The following is a 15,132-nucleotide window of genomic DNA, read 5'->3' on the forward strand; positions in this document are numbered from 1 at the left end:
AACGCAACTTTTTAGCTTTAGGCAGGATGTAATCGATGACTCCGATCGAATCCACCGCCAATTCACAAACGCCGCTCGGCCGGCGGCTGGCGCCGCTCTTTTATGCCGCCACCAGCGCCACCTTCTTTGCCGCCTCTTCGGCACCGACCCCGCTCTATCGCATTTACCAGCAGGCCTTCGCCTTCTCGCCGGTGCTGATCACGGTAATCTTCGCCGTCTATGCCTTTGCCCTTCTTGTCTCGCTGCTGATCGTCGGCTCGATCTCCGATCACCTCGGGCGCCGGCCGGTGATCTTCGTCTCACTCCTCCTCAATATGGTGGCGATGGCGCTGTTTTTAATGGCCGACGGCCCGAATTGGCTGATCGCCGCCCGTATCGTGCAGGGCTTTGCCACGGGGGCGGCGGCAAGCTCCATCGGCGCTGCCCTTGTCGATCTCGATCCCGCCAAGGGGTCGGTCACCAACAGCATCGCGCCTCTGACCGGCATGGCGATCGGCGCGCTGGGCACCAGCGCCCTGGTGCAATATGCGCCGGCGCCAATGTTCCTCGTCTATGCCGTCACGCTCGTCCTCCTCGTGGCACAAGCCATCCTGATCTGGGCGATACCCGAAACGACCCGCCGCAGGGCCGGCCTGCTTGCCTCGCTGAAGCCCGAAGTGACCGTCCCGCCGCAAGCCCGCCGAACGCTGCTGGCATTGACGCCGATCAATATCGCCGTCTGGGCCTTGGCCGGCTTTTATCTCTCGCTGGTTCCGTCACTGGTGAGTACCACGACAGGCAGCACCGCGCCCCTCGTCGGTGGCTCAGTGGTTGCCGCGCTGACGGTCAGCGCTGCGACGACTGTATTCTTACTGCGCAAAAAAATTGCAGCAACGACGCTGACGTTCGGAATATCCACCATGACGCTCGGCATTCTCACCATCGTTGCCGGCGTGCATATAGCTCAAGTGCCGATCCTTATCGCCGGCACGCTGATCGCCGGCGCCGGCCTCGGCACCAATTTCCTCGCCGCCGTGCGCAGCATCATGCCGCTCGCCAAGCCCGACGAACGCGCTGGCCTGCTCTCGGCCTACTATATCCAAAGCTACCTCTCCTTCAGCCTTCCCGCTATCCTGGCCGGATTTCTGTCAAAGGCCGTGGGATATACGGAAACCACCGACATCTACGCGGTCGCCATCCTGCTGCTGGTCGGCAGCGGCGTGCTGGCGCTGAGGGCGGGGCGGAAAAAAATGGTGGCTTCGGTATAAGGCGTCCGCCAACTCGCTACTATCGATAGCGAAACGGCCACCTACCAGACGCAGAACAATGAAAAGGGCCGCTCCCGGCAGGAACGGCCCATTTTTATGCTCTAGAGAAGTCGATCCTCAGGCTGCAGCTTTCACGCCGTACGGATCAAATCGTCCGTAAAACGTCTCGCCCTTGGCTGCCATATCCTTGAGCAGCGCCGTCGGCGCGAAGTGCGGGCCGTAGGTCTTGGCCAGCGTTTCGCAAAGGCTCACGAAGGCTTTGACGCCCATGCCGTCGATGTAGGAGAGCGCGCCGCCGGTATAGGGGGCGAAGCCGAAGCCGAGGATGGAGCCGACATCGGCTTCGCGCGGATCGGTGACGATGCCCTCTTCCATGGTGCGGGCGGCTTCGAGCGCGATGGTGGCGAGGAAGCGCTGCTTCAGGACGGCGACATCGATCTCGTCCGCCTTCTTCTGCGGATAGAGGTCCTTCAGGCCCAGCCACAGCGATTTCTTAGCCGGCTTCGGCGGGTAGTCATAGAAGCCCTTGGAGTTCTTGCGGCCCAGACGGCCCTCACCTTCCACGAGACGGCTGATCAGTTGCATGTGGCGCGGATCGACTGCTTTCTCGCCGAGGTCGGCGACGGTCGCCTTGAGGATCTTCAGCGATAGGTCGATAGCGACTTCGTCGTTGAGTGCCAGGGGGCCAACCGGCATGCCGGCCATCTTGGCGGCGTTTTCGATCATGGTCGCGGGCACGCCTTCGATCAGCATGTCATAGGCTTCATGGATATAGCGGAAGACGCAGCGATTGACGAAAAAGCCACGAGTGTCGTTGACGACGATCGGCGTCTTCTTGATCGCGGCGACGTAATCCAGCGCCACGGCAAGGGCGCGGTCGCCCGTTTCCTTGCCGAGGATGACTTCGGTCAACATCATCTTCTCGACCGGAGAGAAGAAATGGACGCCGATAAAATCGGCCGGACGCTTGGAGTTCTTCGCAAGGCCAGAGATCGGCAGCGTCGAGGTGTTGGAGGCAAAGATGGCGCCTTCCGGCAGCACGGCTTCGACCGCCTCGATGACCGCTTTTTTGACTTCGCGATCCTCGAAGACCGCTTCGATGACGAGATCGGCATCGCTGAGATCGGGATAGGTGGCAGACGGCGTGATGCGGGAGAGTAGCGCCGCGCCATCTTCCTGCGTCAGTCTTCCCTTACCGACAGCATCCTTCACCAGACCTTCGCCGACGCTCTTGCCCTTGCCGGCAGCTTCCAGATCGCGGTCGATCAGCGTCACGGACAAGCCGGCCGCGGCCGTGACATAGGCGATGGAAGCACCCATGAAGCCGGCACCGACGACGCCGACTTTCTTCAGCACCGTCTTCGGCTGTCCGGCCGGGCGGCGAGCACCCTTGCCGAGTTCCTGCATGGAGATGAACAGCGAGCGGATCATCGAATAGGCTTCAGTGGTCTGCAGCACCTGGGTGAAATAGCGTTGCTCGATCTTCAGGCCGGTGTCGAAAGGCACCTGGAGGCCTTCATAGACACATTTTAGGATGGCGAGCGCCGCCGGATAATTGCCCGATGTCTCTCGGCGCAGGATGGCCGGAGCAGCCGGCCAGAGCTGGGCCGAGGCCGGCGTCCAGATACCGCCGCCGGGGGCCTTGAAGCCCTTTTCGTCCCAGGGTGCGACCGGCTTCAGCCCGTCCTTGATCATCTGCTTGGCGGCCGGGATCAACTGATCCGGCTCGACCACCTGATGAACCAGGTTCATTGCCTTGGCGCGCACCGCCGTCAGCGACTGGCCTGTCGTCATCATCTGCAAGGCCGATTGCGCATCGGTCAATCGCGACACACGTTGCGTGCCGCCAGCGCCGGGGAAAATGCCGACCTTGACTTCCGGCAGAGCGATCTTGACGCTTTTCGCGCTGGACGCAACGCGGCCGTGGCAGGCCAGCGACAGCTCGAAGGCACCACCCATGCAAGTGCCGTTAATGGCGGAAACCCACGGCTTGCCGCAGGTTTCGAGCTTGCGGAAGAGGCCGGTCATGCGCCCCACAAGATCGAAGAGTTTCTGCGCGGCGCCGGCCGGCTCTTTCGCCTTCTCATCCTGATAGAAGGAGAACATCGACTTGATCATCGAGAGATCAGCGCCGCCGGAGAAGGAGGACTTGCCCGAGGTGAAGACCACGCCCTTGACCGCCGCATCGGCAACGGTCGCGTCGATGATGGCGTTCAGTTCGTCCATCACCTCGGAGGTGAAGACGTTCATGGATTTTCCGGGCATGTCCCAGGTAACGAGCGCGATGCCGTCTGCGTCGGTCTCGATGGTGAAATTTGTGTAGGCCATTGCTTTCCCCTCCCTCAGACGCGTTCGACGATCGTGGCCGTGCCCATGCCGGCGCCGATGCAGAGCGTGACCAGCGCCACGTTCAGATCGCGGCGTTCCAGCTCGTCGAGCACGGTGCCGAGGATCATCGCGCCGGTGGCGCCCAACGGATGGCCCATGGCGATGGCGCCGCCGTTGACGTTGATCTTTTCATGCGAAATCTCGAAAGCCTGCATGTAGCGCAGCACGACAGCGGCGAAGGCTTCGTTGAGCTCGAACAGATCGATATCGGCCAGCGACATGCCGGTACGCTTCAACAGCTTCTCGGTGACATCGACCGGGCCTGTCAGCATCAGCGCCGGGTCGGAGCCGATATTGGCAAAGGCCTTGATGCGGCCACGCGGCTTCAGGCCCATGCTCTCACCGCCCGCCTTTGAGCCGAGCAATACAGCCGCCGCGCCATCGACGATCCCTGAGGAATTGCCGGCATGATGCACATAGTTGATGCGTTCGATTTCCGGATGCGCCTGGATGCCGACGGCTTCGAAGCCGCCCATCTCGCCGGGCATCTGGAAGGACGGGTTGAGCGAGGCTAGCGCCTGCATGTCCGTACCGGGGCGCATATGCTCATCCCTGTCGAGGATCGTCAGGCCGTTAATATCCTTCACCGGCACGACGGAATTCTTGAAATAGCCCTTCTCCCAAGCGTTGGCCGCCCGCTTCTGGCTCTCGACGGCATAGGCGTCGACATCGTCGCGCGAGAAGCCGTATTTGGTGGCGATCAGATCGGCAGAGACGCCCTGCGGCATGAAATAGGCCGGGAAATTGACAGAGGGGTCCATGAACCAGGCACCGCCGGACATGCCGAGGCCAACGCGCGACATGCTCTCGACGCCGCCGGCGATGACGATATCGTCGGCTCCCTGCGCGATCTTGGCCGCGCCGAAATTCACGGCATCGAGGCCGGAAGCGCAGAAGCGCGAGATCTGCATGCCGGGCGCGGTGGTCGAATATCCCGCCTCGAAAGCAGCTGCCTTCGGGATGACGGCGCCGGCGTCCAGAACCGGATCGACGCAGCCCATGATGATGTCGTCCACCGTTCCGGTGTCCAGTCCGTTGCGATCGCGGATCGCCTCCAGCGTCTTGGCGGCCAGACGGACGGACGGTACTTCGTGCAGCGATCCATCCTTCTTGCCACGCCCGCGCGGCGTGCGAACATGGTCGTAAATGAAAACCTCAGTCATCTCTCATCTCCCTGCGGCGGCAAGCGCCGTTCTGTTCAAAACGCTTCCGCCGCCAGTTCCATCATCGTGTCGGCACCGGCCTCGATGCGGACCTTGCGCAGTGCCGTTTCCGGCATGATGCGCTCCATGTAGAACCGCGCCGTAACAAGCTTGTTCGTCAGATAATCCTCGCGCGCGGTGTCGCCGTTCGCAAGACCGTCCTGCGCCGCCTTTGCCATCTTTGCCCACATATAGCCGAGGACGACGAGGCCGAAGAGGTGCATGTAGTCGGTCGAGCCGGCACCGGCATTGTCGGGCTTGGCCATGGCATTCTGCATGAACCACATGGTCGCGGCCTGGGCATCGTTCAAGCCCTTCTTCAGGTGCTTGGTGAAGAAACCCAGTTGCTCGTCGTTTCGGTTCTCCTCGCAGAAATCGCCGATTTCCTTGAACAGGGCCATGACGGCACGACCGCCATTCAATGCCAGCTTGCGGCCGACCAGATCGAGCGCCTGGATGCCGTTGGCGCCCTCATAGATCATGGTGATGCGGGCATCGCGAACATACTGGCTCATGCCATGCTCTTCAATATAGCCGTGGCCGCCGAAGACCTGCTGCGCCATGACGGCATGATCGAAGCCCTTGTCGGTCAGGACGCCCTTGAGGATCGGCGTTGCCAGACCAAGAATATCGTCAGCCGCCTGCCGCTCCTTCTCGTCCTGCGAGCGATGAGCAATGTCAGACTTCAGCGCCGTCCAGAGCAGGAAGGCACGGCCGGCCTCGTTGAAGGCGCGGATGGTCATCAGCGTGCGGCGGATATCGGGATGGACAATGATCGGATCGGCCTTCTTGTCCGGCGCCTTCGGGCCGGAGAGCGAACGGCCTTGGATGCGGTCGCGAGCATAGGCTGCGGCGTTCTGATAAGCGATTTCCGCAATCGAAAGCCCCTGCAGGCCGACGCCAAGGCGGGCTTCGTTCATCATCACGAACATGGCGTTGAGGCCCCTGTTCTCGGCGCCGATGAGGAAGCCGGTCGCCTCGTCATAGTTCATGACGCAGGTGGCGTTGCCATGAATGCCCATCTTATGCTCGATGGCGCCGCAGGAAACCGGGTTGCGGGCGCCGAGCGAACCATCTTCCTTCACCATGAATTTCGGCACGATGAACAACGAGATGCCCTTGGTGCCTTCCGGCGCGCCCTCGATGCGGGCAAGCACCAGATGCACGATATTGTCGGTCATGTCGTGTTCGCCGGCGGAGATGAAGATCTTCTGCCCGGAAATCTTGTAGCTGCCGTCGCCTTGAGGCGCCGCCTTGGTGCGCAGCAGGCCGAGATCGGTGCCGCAATGCGGCTCGGTGAGGTTCATGGTGCCGGACCAAGTGCCCTCGACCATCTTCGGCAGGTAGGTGCGCTTCTGCTCGTCGGAACCATGCACGAGGATCGCGGCGATCGCGCCCTGCGTCAGGCCGGGATACATCATCAGCGACATGTTGGCGGCGGAGGTATATTCGCCGACGGCGGCATGCAGCGTGTAGGGAAGTCCCTGCCCGCCGAACTCTTCCGGCACGGCAAGGCCGATCCAGCCGCCTTCGCAATAGGCCTGATACCCTTGCTTGAAACCCTTCGGCGTCGAGACCGTGGCGTCGTCGTGGCGCACGCAGCCTTCCTGATCACCGGAATAATTGAGCGGAAAGAGCACCTCTTCCGCCAGCTTGGCCGCCTCACCGACGATCGCCTCGATCATGTCGGGGCTGGCCTCGGCAAAGCCCGGCAGATTGTTGTAGCGTTCCAGCCCAAGTACGTCGTTCAGGACGAAGAGCGTGTCGGTCACTGGGGCCTTGTAGACTGGCATTTTTCGAATTCCTCCAATTCGGTGCCGGACCTCGTATTCCGGCCTTTGAGGTAGTCTTACAAAATATTGACGTTTGCGTAAACGTCAAATTTGACTGGCGCTGCGGTTTTTTTGGTGGGCGAGGAAGTCGCAATCGATTTCGGACTATCGGGAACAAAGGCAGGATCCAGCCGGTATCGTACCCGTCACATTTATAAGAACATGAACATATTCAATAACAAGACCGAAATAAAAGGTTAAGATTTCGGCAAAACTTAACGGGTTGTTTACCACGTTTCATAGATTGTGCGGGATGAGCAGCGATGCTTCGCGCTTCCTTCATCAATATGGTTCGGGGAAGCGCCGTTTCGCGGCTCGGTCTGAGGAAAGTCTACTAAATCATCCCTTTCCGAACGGTGGGATGCGGTCTTGCGCTGAGAAAGCCAAGTCGCCCTCCCGCACAGCAAGAAGGCCCAGAGCGGGGTCGAGGCGAGCAAAAGATGAGCGGATCGCGATCAAATCCTACCGGCACGGGCGACTGGACGTCGCTGGATGCGCTGAGTCGCACCATCGAAGGGCTGGAAGCACGCATCGAGGGCCTGATGGGCACGGCTGCCGCGCAGGATACGCGCCAGCGTGTTGCGGGCGGCTATGGTGCAGTGCCGGAACGCCGGGTCATGCCGGAACGCACCCCCCTACCGGAGCGGGCGCCGCGTACCGAACGCGAAGCCTATGCAAGCCGTCCCTATGAACGTCCTCTCCGCACCGAGCGCGCCGAAACCGAGCTGCGTTCCGACTCCCTTGCAGAAATCCGTCAGCGGCAGCGCATGCTGGAGGCCAGCCGCGAGCGCATGCATCCTCGCCGTGAGGATAGTGCCGTGGCCGAGCAGCCGCTTGGCCGACGCGTCGCAGACCATCACGCTCCCCGCCCGCCGCTGCCTTCGGCACTGCGGCCTACCGCCGAAAGCTCAGTCGATATCGCCCAGGCGCTGGTCAACCTGCGCCAGGACCTGAAGCGCGATATCGCCGAAAGCGTTACCCGCGAGGTCAGCGCGCTGCGCGCCGAGATCCGCGACATCCGTGACAATACCGAGGACAAGCATTTTGCCGCCGACGTTCGCGAGGACATGGCGCGGCTTGCCGACAGCATCAGCCAGCTCGCAGTGCACCCCGGCAAGCCGGAAACCACCGGCCTGAAGGCGGAGTTCGACGAACTGCGCTCGCTGATGGACGGGCTTGCCCGCGAAGAGTCCCTGCACCATGTCGAGCGCCAGGTTCAGGCGATCGATACCGCCGGCCTGCAGGACGAAGTGGTGTCGCTTGCCTATCGCCTTGACGATATCAAGCAGCATCTGGGCAGCATGAGCGACAGCCCCACCGTGCGAGCGCTGGAAAACAAGCTGCTGACGATTGCCACCGCCATGGAAAGCCTCGGCGGCATGATGAAGCCGCAGGATCAGGCCATGCAGCGGCTCGAAGGCCGCATCAGCGGCATCGCCGACCAGATCGACACGATGAGCCGCGATACCACGCGCCAGCAGCCGTCGGACGATCTCTCCAACCGCCTCGAAGCACTGGCCATGCGTATCGACGACCTCGGCAACAGCAAGACCGTCGCCCGGCTGGAAGAACGCCTGGACCAGCTGTCCCAGCTGATGGAGCGCTCGCAGAGAGCCGTGCCGCAGCCGGAACTGATCAACTACCTCGCCGACATCTCGCGCAAGATCGATGCGCTCGACCATGGTTCCGTCGACCATGTGCTGGCCGAGCGGCTGGACTACCTGGCGCGGCGCATCGACGAAATGGAGTCCCATCCGGTGCAGTCAGTGGCTGGCCTCGATGACGGTGCTGTTCGCCGGCTGGAGGGCCGCCTCTCCGATATCGCCGCGCGCCTGGAGGTCAGCACCGCCGCGCCGCCGACCGACACGCTGGCGCTGCGCCATCTCGAAGAGCAGATCGCCCACCTCTCGACATTGCTGATGAGCGAGCCGCGCCCCGGCGCCGACCACATGCCCGTCGATTTCGACCGCCGCATGAGCGCCATCGAAGAGTACATGACGACCAACGACGAATATGTAATCGAGGCGGCCCGCCACGCGGCGGAAGCGGTCGTCGAGGCCTATTCACGCGAAGGCAACTTCGGCAATGGTGCACATGCCTCCGACATGTCGGCAATGACGGCGCTAGCCGAGGACCTTCGTCACCTCGAAGACCTCAGCCGCAGCAGCGACGAGCGCACGCACCGCACCTTTGAGGCACTGCACGACACGCTGCTCCAGATTGCCGATCGCCTCGACCATATGGAACACCGCCGGCCGGCGGCTGCCATGCCCGCCGCCAGTTTCGAGAGCGACGTCTTTGCCGAGGCCGAGGCCCCGCCGATCAAGCCGCCTTTGGCTGCGCCGCAGCAGGCTGGCCCGATCATCCGCACCATCGCTCCGGCGGAGCCCCAGCCCTCAGGGGAAGTCGCCGTCGCCCAAGCCATCGACGCCGCCACCAAGGCGGAGATCAAGGCTGCGGCGAAGAAAGACGGCGTGAAACCGGGCCTGCTCGCCAGCCTCGGCAAACGCTTTTTCACGCCTGAGAAAGCCGAACCGATCTTCACGCCCGACCGGCCCGTGATCGAGCCGGCGCCGTCGATCGATCCGATCGACATGATGCCGGCCGAAGAGGCAAACGAACTCATCGAGCCGGGCTCGGGCGCTCCCGATATCAAGAAGATCCTGGAGCGTGTACGCGCCAGCCAGAATGCCGCGCGCAGCGGCAATGCCAAGCAGCCGAGCGAAAACGAACGCGCCGACTATATCGCCGCCGCCCGTCGCGCCGCGCAGGCCGCCGCGATGGAAGTGGACCAGACGCAGCGCTCGGCTCCCGCAGCCAAGAGCGACGACAAGAAGCGCGGTGCATTCTCGCGCTTTCGCCGGCCGATCCTGCTTGCCGTCGGCGCAGCCCTGCTCGCCATCATGGCCTTCCCGCTGGTCAACACGCTGACGCGCGGCCAGAAGGCGCCGACCGAGATCTCCGTACACACCTCGGCGACCGACGCCGCCCAAACGCCAACATCGAACGCTCAGGCGACAGCGAGTGCACCGGCCAGCCAAGCACCGGCGACGCAAGCCTCAACCGACAGCACTGCGGGAACGGCACAGCCCTCCCCAGCTGTCGCGCCCACCAGCGATCACCTGACCACGGCGGCTCCGCTTGACGGCAACCAGACCAGCGAGGCATTGATGCCGGCCGGCAGCACAGCACCCGTCCAGCAGACCACGGCCTTTGCGCCCACGGATGCCGCAGCCACCACAACTCCCGCATCCGCCGCGATCACTGTGCCCGACGGCATGCAGCCGCCGACGCTCGTTGCCGCTGCCAAGTCGGGCGATCCCGTCGCCCTGTTCGAGATCGGCGCGCGCTACACGGATGGCCGGGGCGTGACTGCCGACCTCAAGCAAGCCGCGAGCTGGTATCAGCTTGCCGCCGACAAGGGTTATGCGCCGGCGCAATACCGGCTTGCCAGCATGTACGAGAAGGGCAACGGCCTCGACCGCGATCTGGCCAAGGCCAAGAGCTATTACGAGCAGGCCGCCAATCAGGGCAATGCCAGCGCCATGCACAACCTCGCCGTCCTCGATGCTTCCGGTACGGCCGGCCCACAGGATTATCCGACGGCGGCAAACTGGTTCATCAAGGCCGCCAATCTCGGCGTCTCCGACAGTCAGTTCAATCTGGCTATCCTCTATGCACGCGGCAACGGCGTGAAGCAGGACCTGCAGGAATCCTACAAATGGTTCGCGATCGCCGCCAAGGGTGGTGACAAGGACGCAGCGCAGAAGCGTGATGAAGTGGCGAACGCCATGAAGCCGGACGCGCTTGAAGGCGCCCGCGCCAAGGTCGACCTCTGGAAGGTACAGCCGCTGGACGCCGGGGCCAACGGCACCAACATCCCCGATGAGTGGACGACCGGCAAGGGCGTCAACACCGCCTCGGTCGACATGAAGAAGGCGATCCGCAATATCCAGGCGATCCTCAACAACAACGGCTTCGATGCCGGCGCTCCGGATGGTTCCATGGGCGAGAAGACGGTCGCCGCGCTGAAGAGCTTCCAGAAATCAGTCGGCCTGCCGCAGGACGGAAAGGTGACCGACAAGCTCGTCAAGGAACTGCTGGCACGCAACAACTGAGCGTCGCGCGCTTCATTTCGGATCTAGGAAGCCCTTGAGCACGCTGTCATTGCGATGAACGACCTCGAGCAGGGTCTTGCAGGCGAAAACCTGCTTGCCCTTGCTGTCGTTTTTCTTACCCGCAGCCGACTGCCTGATCATGTCATCGGCGGATTTGATTGCCTCGCTGACCGTCTCATAAAACGGGCTTCCCTCGACGCGGTCGACCCTGTGAATTCCCTCGGCATCCAGGAATGCATCCACCTTGCTCTCGTTGAGGGTCAGGTTCGGGCAATTGGCGGCAAGGCCGGTTGCGACCCCATATTGCTTGGCGATCATGACAGACCGATCCGCTTGCGCGACGGCGATCGATGCGACGCTTATGCCAGCAACCAAGATCGAAATAGCAAGTTTTCGCAACCGAATCCCTCATGTGTTAAACTTGTGCGTGTTCGGCCAATTCTAGCAACACGCCTGTGACGACAAAAAGGCCTATAGCGGCTTTAGGCCGGCTTTGCATCGTGAAGAAAACCGTCACATGATCGCGAAAAAAGCCACGCTAAGTTGGGATGAAGACTGCAAAAGCTGAGAGATGTCAGCGCTTTTCCTAAGGCTCTGGCAATCATTTCAGATTAGGCTCCCCTGTTTAATGGGGAATTGTCCATAGGCGTCCGCTCGTTTGCGCTCGGATGTCTGCAACTGGGATCAGACCGTGACGATCTATCTGCCGATCGCAGAACTGTCCGTGAATATCTTCATTATTCTCGGCATGGGCGCAGCCGTTGGGTTTCTCTCCGGCATGTTCGGCGTCGGCGGCGGCTTTCTGATCACGCCGCTTCTGATCTTCTACAACATCCCCCCTGTCGTCGCCGTCGCCACCGGCGCCAACCAGGTCGTCGCCTCGTCGATCTCCGGCGCCATTACCCATTTCAGGCGCGGAACGCTGGATATGAAGCTCGGATCGGTGCTTCTGATCGGCGGTCTTTCCGGCGCTACGGTCGGCATCTGGATCTTCTCGCTGCTCCGGCGCATCGGCCAGCTCGATCTCTTCATTTCGCTGCTCTACGTCGTGTTCCTCGGCACGATCGGCGGCTTGATGCTGTGGGAAAGCCTGAACGCGATGCGCCGCGCCGCCCGCAACGAGCCGGCGGCACCCCGCAGACCGGGGCATCATAGCTGGGTGCACCGGCTGCCGCTAAAGATGCGCTTCAAGAAATCGAAGATCTATCTGAGCGTCATCCCGGTGATCGCCCTCGGCTTCGGCATCGGCATCCTGACCTCGGTCATGGGTGTCGGCGGCGGCTTCATCATGGTGCCGGCGATGATCTACCTCTTGCGCATCCCGACCAATGTCGTGGTCGGCACCTCGCTGTTCCAGATCATCTTCGTCACCGCCTACACCACCATCGTCCAGGCGGCGACCAACTATTCCGTCGATATCGTGCTCGCCTTCCTGCTGATGGTGGCCGGCGTCATCGGCGCACAATATGGCGTGCGCGTTGGCCAGAAGCTGCGCGGCGAGCAGCTGCGCGCCCTGCTCGGCCTGCTGGTACTTGCCGTCGGCCTGCGCCTGTTGATCGCGCTGGTGGTCACACCTGCCGATATCTATTCGGTCGTGCTCGAAGGATCGGGCCGATGAGACGTTACAGCCTGATCCTTGCCGCCAGCCTCCTGCTTGCGCCCTTCAGCGCCAAGGCACAGGTGCTGCTCGATCAGCCGACGACCTCGTCCACGGTGCGCGAGACGATGGAGATCGGCACTTCGACCAGCGAAATCGCCATCACCTCCGATTTCACCGGCGCGGATCTGACGATCTTCGGCGCGCTGTCCAATACCGACCAGCTGCTTCTGGCGATCGGCCAATACGACATCGTCGTCGTGCTGGAGGGACCCCGCGAAAATGCCACCGTGCGCAAGAAGGAGCGGGTCTTCGGCATCTGGATCAACACCCGCTCGATGACCTTCGAGCATGTGCCGCAGGCCTATTCGCTATCGAGCACGCGGGCCGTCGACAACATCACCGCGCCGCTCGAACTGAACGACCGCGGCATCGGCACAGATCACATTCCGCTCATCCCGGTCGGTTTCGTCGGCAGCGGTGCCGATGTGCCGGAATTTCGCCAGGCCTTCCGGCGGCTGCAGCAGTCCGGCGGCCTCTACGAAAGCGATCCAGCCGGCGTACGCTTCGTCAGTTCCAGCCTGTTCAAGGCAACGCTGAGGCTCCCGGCCAACGTGCCGAACGGCGTGCATACCGTGCGCGCCTATCTCTTCAAGAGTGGCAAGTTCATCGGCGAGAAAGCCCTGCCGCTGCGCGTCATCAAGACCGGCATCGAGCAGACCATCACCGACGCCGCGCACGGACAACCGATTGCCTATGGCATGTTTTCAGTGTTGCTGGCGGTGATCACGGGATGGACGGCGAGTTTTGTGTTCAGGAAGCGCTGATCAGGCACTCTTCTTCCGGGCCACCACCTCCAGATAAGCTTCCGTCAGTCGTCCAAGCACCGACGGCGTGCCCGGCGGCAGCACCTTGCCCAGGTGCCTTGCCCTCAGCTCCTCCATAAAGTCCTCCCAGAGCGCCGGCCCGCCATCCTCCAGCAACTCGGCACGGATCGACAGCTCTTCGGAGACTGGCAGGTGCTTGCGGCCCCAGGCGCCCATATGGGCAAAAAGCGGCACGAGCTCGATCGCCATCTCCGTGAGGCTGTAGATGGCTTTCTGCTTGTGGGTCGGGTCGTCGTCGCGGGTCAGGAGCCCACGCTCCACCAGCCGCTTTAGCCGATCGGCGAGGATGTTGGAGGCGATGCCCTCCTGCGAATTCTGCAAAAGCTCGCGAAAGTGGCGGCGATTGCCGAACATGATGTCGCGGATGATGATCAGGCTCCAGCGGTCGCCGAGGATTTCGAGCGTCAGATTGATCGGGCAGCCGGAACGATGAGGTGCGTCCATAGAGATCTCCAAAAAACTGCTTGCATTTTGCCATCAGTCGATCTAGCTTTCAACTGCTTGCTTTTAGCAACCAGTTTTGATTATGATGTGGTTATCATCAAGGAGGAAACCGATGAGAAAGCTTGTTGTCTGGAACCTGATGACGCTCGACGGATATTTCGAGGGAACGAAACCCTGGGATCTGGATTTCCACATGCTCGCCTGGGGAGACGAGCTGGAGCGCTATGCGACCGATCTCGGCCGCGAAGGCGATCTCCTGATCTTCGGCCGCAAGACCTATGAGGGCATGGCCGCCTATTGGCAGACCGCGACGGAAACGCCCGATATCGCCGCCTATATGAACGGCATCGCCAAAATCGCCGCTTCGCGGACGATGGACAAGGCGGAGTGGAACAATACCCGCGTCGTTTCCGACATCGCCGCGGAAGTGAAGAAGCTGAAGGAAGAACCCGGCAAGATCATGTTCGTCTTCGGCAGCGCCGAGGTGACCGATGTGCTGCTGAAGGCGGGATTAGTCGACGAAATCCGCATCTGTCTCGTCCCCGTCGTTCTCGGAGCCGGCAAACCGCATTTCAAGCCGGCAGGGGAACAGCGGCCGATGAAGCTCATTGACTCCCGGCCTTTGAAAACCGGCGCAGTGATCCTGCGCTATGAGCCCGTGAAAACGGCCTAGGCCGAGAGATTGCCGAAGCGAACCGAATAGATCCGGTCGCGGCCGAGCAGATGGGCAATGAGGTTCTCCCGGTCGAACAGTCCGGTCATGGCCTTGTGGCGCAGGTCCAGCCCACCGGTCATGACGCCGAAAGCGGGCATCAGCAGGCGGGCGCCGTCGGTGGCAAAGCACGGCCTGCGGATGGATTTCTCGCGACGACGGACGGTGGCGGAGGGATGCAGATGGCCGGCGATCTCGCCGGCTTGCCGTCCCAGCTTCGGCTCGTGACGGAAGGTCAGCCCGCCATAATGCATCTCATCGACGGATTGGCCGGGCAAATCGACCGTGCCATCCGGATCGTGGTTGCCGTTGATCCAGATCCATTCGCGGCCGCGCGCCATGGTGACGATCAGGCTGCGGAATTCCTCCGGCAGATGCTCGGAGCCGACGCGATCATGAAAATTGTCACCGAGCGAGACGACGAGCTTCGGGTCGTAGCGGGAGATGACGGCGGCAAGCACGGTCAGCGTCGCCAGCGTATCGTAAGGCGGCAGCAGCATGCCGCGCCGCGCGAAGGCAGCACCCTTTTCCAGATGAAGATCGGAGACGACAAGAATCCCGGCATCCGGCAGATAGAGCGCGCCGAGCGGGTCGCAGACGGCGGCAACGCCATGAACGATGGTCTCTACGCCCGATGCAGGCGTCAGGCCATTCATCTCTCGCGCTAGCGCCAGCCGGTTCATCACCTTAGTCTACCTTCATCAT

The 15,132-nt window shown here is 62.1% G+C and carries 11 protein-coding genes; 5 read left to right on the forward strand and 6 right to left on the reverse strand.

Annotation, left to right across the window (positions count from 1 at the left end):
- Positions 1–35: 35 nt before the first annotated feature.
- Positions 36–1,247: an MFS transporter gene (locus tag RRH01S_RS22545; protein WP_034520219.1), complete on the forward strand. Its 1,212-nt coding sequence runs from the start codon at positions 36–38 to the stop codon at positions 1,245–1,247.
- A 117-nt stretch (positions 1,248–1,364) separates the two neighbouring features.
- Here the strand turns inward: RRH01S_RS22545 and RRH01S_RS22550 are convergent, their stop codons facing one another.
- Genes RRH01S_RS22550 through RRH01S_RS22560 form a run of 3 tightly spaced genes read right to left on the reverse strand, consistent with a single transcriptional unit; the run spans position 1,365 to position 6,630 of the window.
- Positions 1,365–3,575 carry an FAD-dependent oxidoreductase gene (locus RRH01S_RS22550; protein WP_034520218.1) on the reverse strand — a complete coding sequence of 737 codons (2,211 nt, stop codon included), beginning with the start codon at positions 3,573–3,575 and terminating at the stop codon, positions 1,365–1,367.
- A gap of 14 nt (positions 3,576–3,589) precedes the next feature.
- The gene (locus tag RRH01S_RS22555; RefSeq protein ID WP_034520215.1) at positions 3,590–4,798 is read right to left on the reverse strand and encodes an acetyl-CoA C-acetyltransferase; all 1,209 of its coding nucleotides are present in this window, start codon (positions 4,796–4,798) and stop codon (positions 3,590–3,592) included.
- A 35-nt stretch (positions 4,799–4,833) separates the two neighbouring features.
- The gene (locus RRH01S_RS22560; protein WP_034520213.1) at positions 4,834–6,630 is read right to left on the reverse strand and encodes an acyl-CoA dehydrogenase C-terminal domain-containing protein; all 1,797 of its coding nucleotides are present in this window, start codon (positions 6,628–6,630) and stop codon (positions 4,834–4,836) included.
- Positions 6,631–7,109: 479 nt separating this feature from the next.
- Here RRH01S_RS22560 and RRH01S_RS22565 point away from each other — a divergent pair, with 479 nt between their 5' ends.
- On the forward strand, positions 7,110–10,787 hold the full coding sequence (locus tag RRH01S_RS22565) for a peptidoglycan-binding protein (protein WP_034520210.1): 3,678 nt from the start codon (positions 7,110–7,112) through the stop codon (positions 10,785–10,787).
- A 12-nt stretch (positions 10,788–10,799) separates the two neighbouring features.
- Here the strand turns inward: RRH01S_RS22565 and RRH01S_RS22570 are convergent, their stop codons facing one another.
- Positions 10,800–11,105 (reverse strand): hypothetical protein, encoded by a 306-nt coding sequence (locus tag RRH01S_RS22570; protein ID WP_007695644.1) that lies wholly within the window; start codon positions 11,103–11,105, stop codon positions 10,800–10,802.
- Positions 11,106–11,478: 373 nt separating this feature from the next.
- Between RRH01S_RS22570 and RRH01S_RS22575 the strand changes: the two genes are divergently transcribed.
- Both RRH01S_RS22575 and RRH01S_RS22580 read left to right on the forward strand, forming a co-directional pair.
- Entirely contained in the window at positions 11,479–12,405 is a 927-nt protein-coding gene (locus RRH01S_RS22575) for a sulfite exporter TauE/SafE family protein (protein ID WP_012650930.1), read from the forward strand.
- On the forward strand, positions 12,402–13,211 hold the full coding sequence (locus tag RRH01S_RS22580) for a TIGR02186 family protein (RefSeq protein ID WP_034520208.1): 810 nt from the start codon (positions 12,402–12,404) through the stop codon (positions 13,209–13,211). Before RRH01S_RS22575 ends, RRH01S_RS22580 begins: the two co-directional genes overlap by 4 nt.
- Here the strand turns inward: RRH01S_RS22580 and RRH01S_RS22585 are convergent, their stop codons facing one another.
- Positions 13,212–13,715 carry a winged helix-turn-helix transcriptional regulator gene (locus tag RRH01S_RS22585; RefSeq protein WP_007695637.1) on the reverse strand — a complete coding sequence of 168 codons (504 nt, stop codon included), beginning with the start codon at positions 13,713–13,715 and terminating at the stop codon, positions 13,212–13,214.
- A 112-nt stretch (positions 13,716–13,827) separates the two neighbouring features.
- Between RRH01S_RS22585 and RRH01S_RS22590 the strand changes: the two genes are divergently transcribed.
- Complete coding sequence (locus RRH01S_RS22590) at positions 13,828–14,388, forward strand: dihydrofolate reductase family protein (RefSeq protein ID WP_034520205.1); 561 nt, start codon at positions 13,828–13,830, stop codon at positions 14,386–14,388.
- Here RRH01S_RS22590 and pdeM read toward each other — a convergent pair.
- On the reverse strand, positions 14,385–15,110 hold the full coding sequence (gene pdeM, locus RRH01S_RS22595; RefSeq protein WP_007695632.1) for a ligase-associated DNA damage response endonuclease PdeM: 726 nt from the start codon (positions 15,108–15,110) through the stop codon (positions 14,385–14,387). The genes RRH01S_RS22590 and pdeM overlap by 4 nt on opposite strands.
- Positions 15,111–15,132 lie beyond the last annotated feature (22 nt).

The organism is Rhizobium rhizogenes NBRC 13257 (assembly GCF_000696095.1).
In the GTDB taxonomy this organism is placed as follows: Bacteria; Pseudomonadota; Alphaproteobacteria; order Rhizobiales; family Rhizobiaceae; genus Rhizobium; species Rhizobium rhizogenes.

What these genes read in the sequence shown, in the direction of transcription:
- RRH01S_RS22545 (WP_034520219.1), top strand. Translation starts at nt 36, where the DNA reads ATGACTCCGATCGAATCCACCGCCAATTCACAAACGCCGCTCGGCCGG.
- RRH01S_RS22550 (WP_034520218.1), bottom strand. Translation starts at nt 3,575, where the DNA reads ATGGCCTACACAAATTTCACCATCGAGACCGACGCAGACGGCATCGCG.
- RRH01S_RS22555 (WP_034520215.1), bottom strand. Translation starts at nt 4,798, where the DNA reads ATGACTGAGGTTTTCATTTACGACCATGTTCGCACGCCGCGCGGGCGT.
- RRH01S_RS22560 (WP_034520213.1), bottom strand. Translation starts at nt 6,630, where the DNA reads ATGCCAGTCTACAAGGCCCCAGTGACCGACACGCTCTTCGTCCTGAAC.
- RRH01S_RS22565 (WP_034520210.1), top strand. Translation starts at nt 7,110, where the DNA reads ATGAGCGGATCGCGATCAAATCCTACCGGCACGGGCGACTGGACGTCG.
- RRH01S_RS22570 (WP_007695644.1), bottom strand. Translation starts at nt 11,105, where the DNA reads ATGATCGCCAAGCAATATGGGGTCGCAACCGGCCTTGCCGCCAATTGC.
- RRH01S_RS22580 (WP_034520208.1), top strand. Translation starts at nt 12,402, where the DNA reads ATGAGACGTTACAGCCTGATCCTTGCCGCCAGCCTCCTGCTTGCGCCC.
- RRH01S_RS22585 (WP_007695637.1), bottom strand. Translation starts at nt 13,715, where the DNA reads ATGGACGCACCTCATCGTTCCGGCTGCCCGATCAATCTGACGCTCGAA.
- RRH01S_RS22590 (WP_034520205.1), top strand. Translation starts at nt 13,828, where the DNA reads ATGAGAAAGCTTGTTGTCTGGAACCTGATGACGCTCGACGGATATTTC.
- pdeM (WP_007695632.1), bottom strand. Translation starts at nt 15,110, where the DNA reads ATGAACCGGCTGGCGCTAGCGCGAGAGATGAATGGCCTGACGCCTGCA.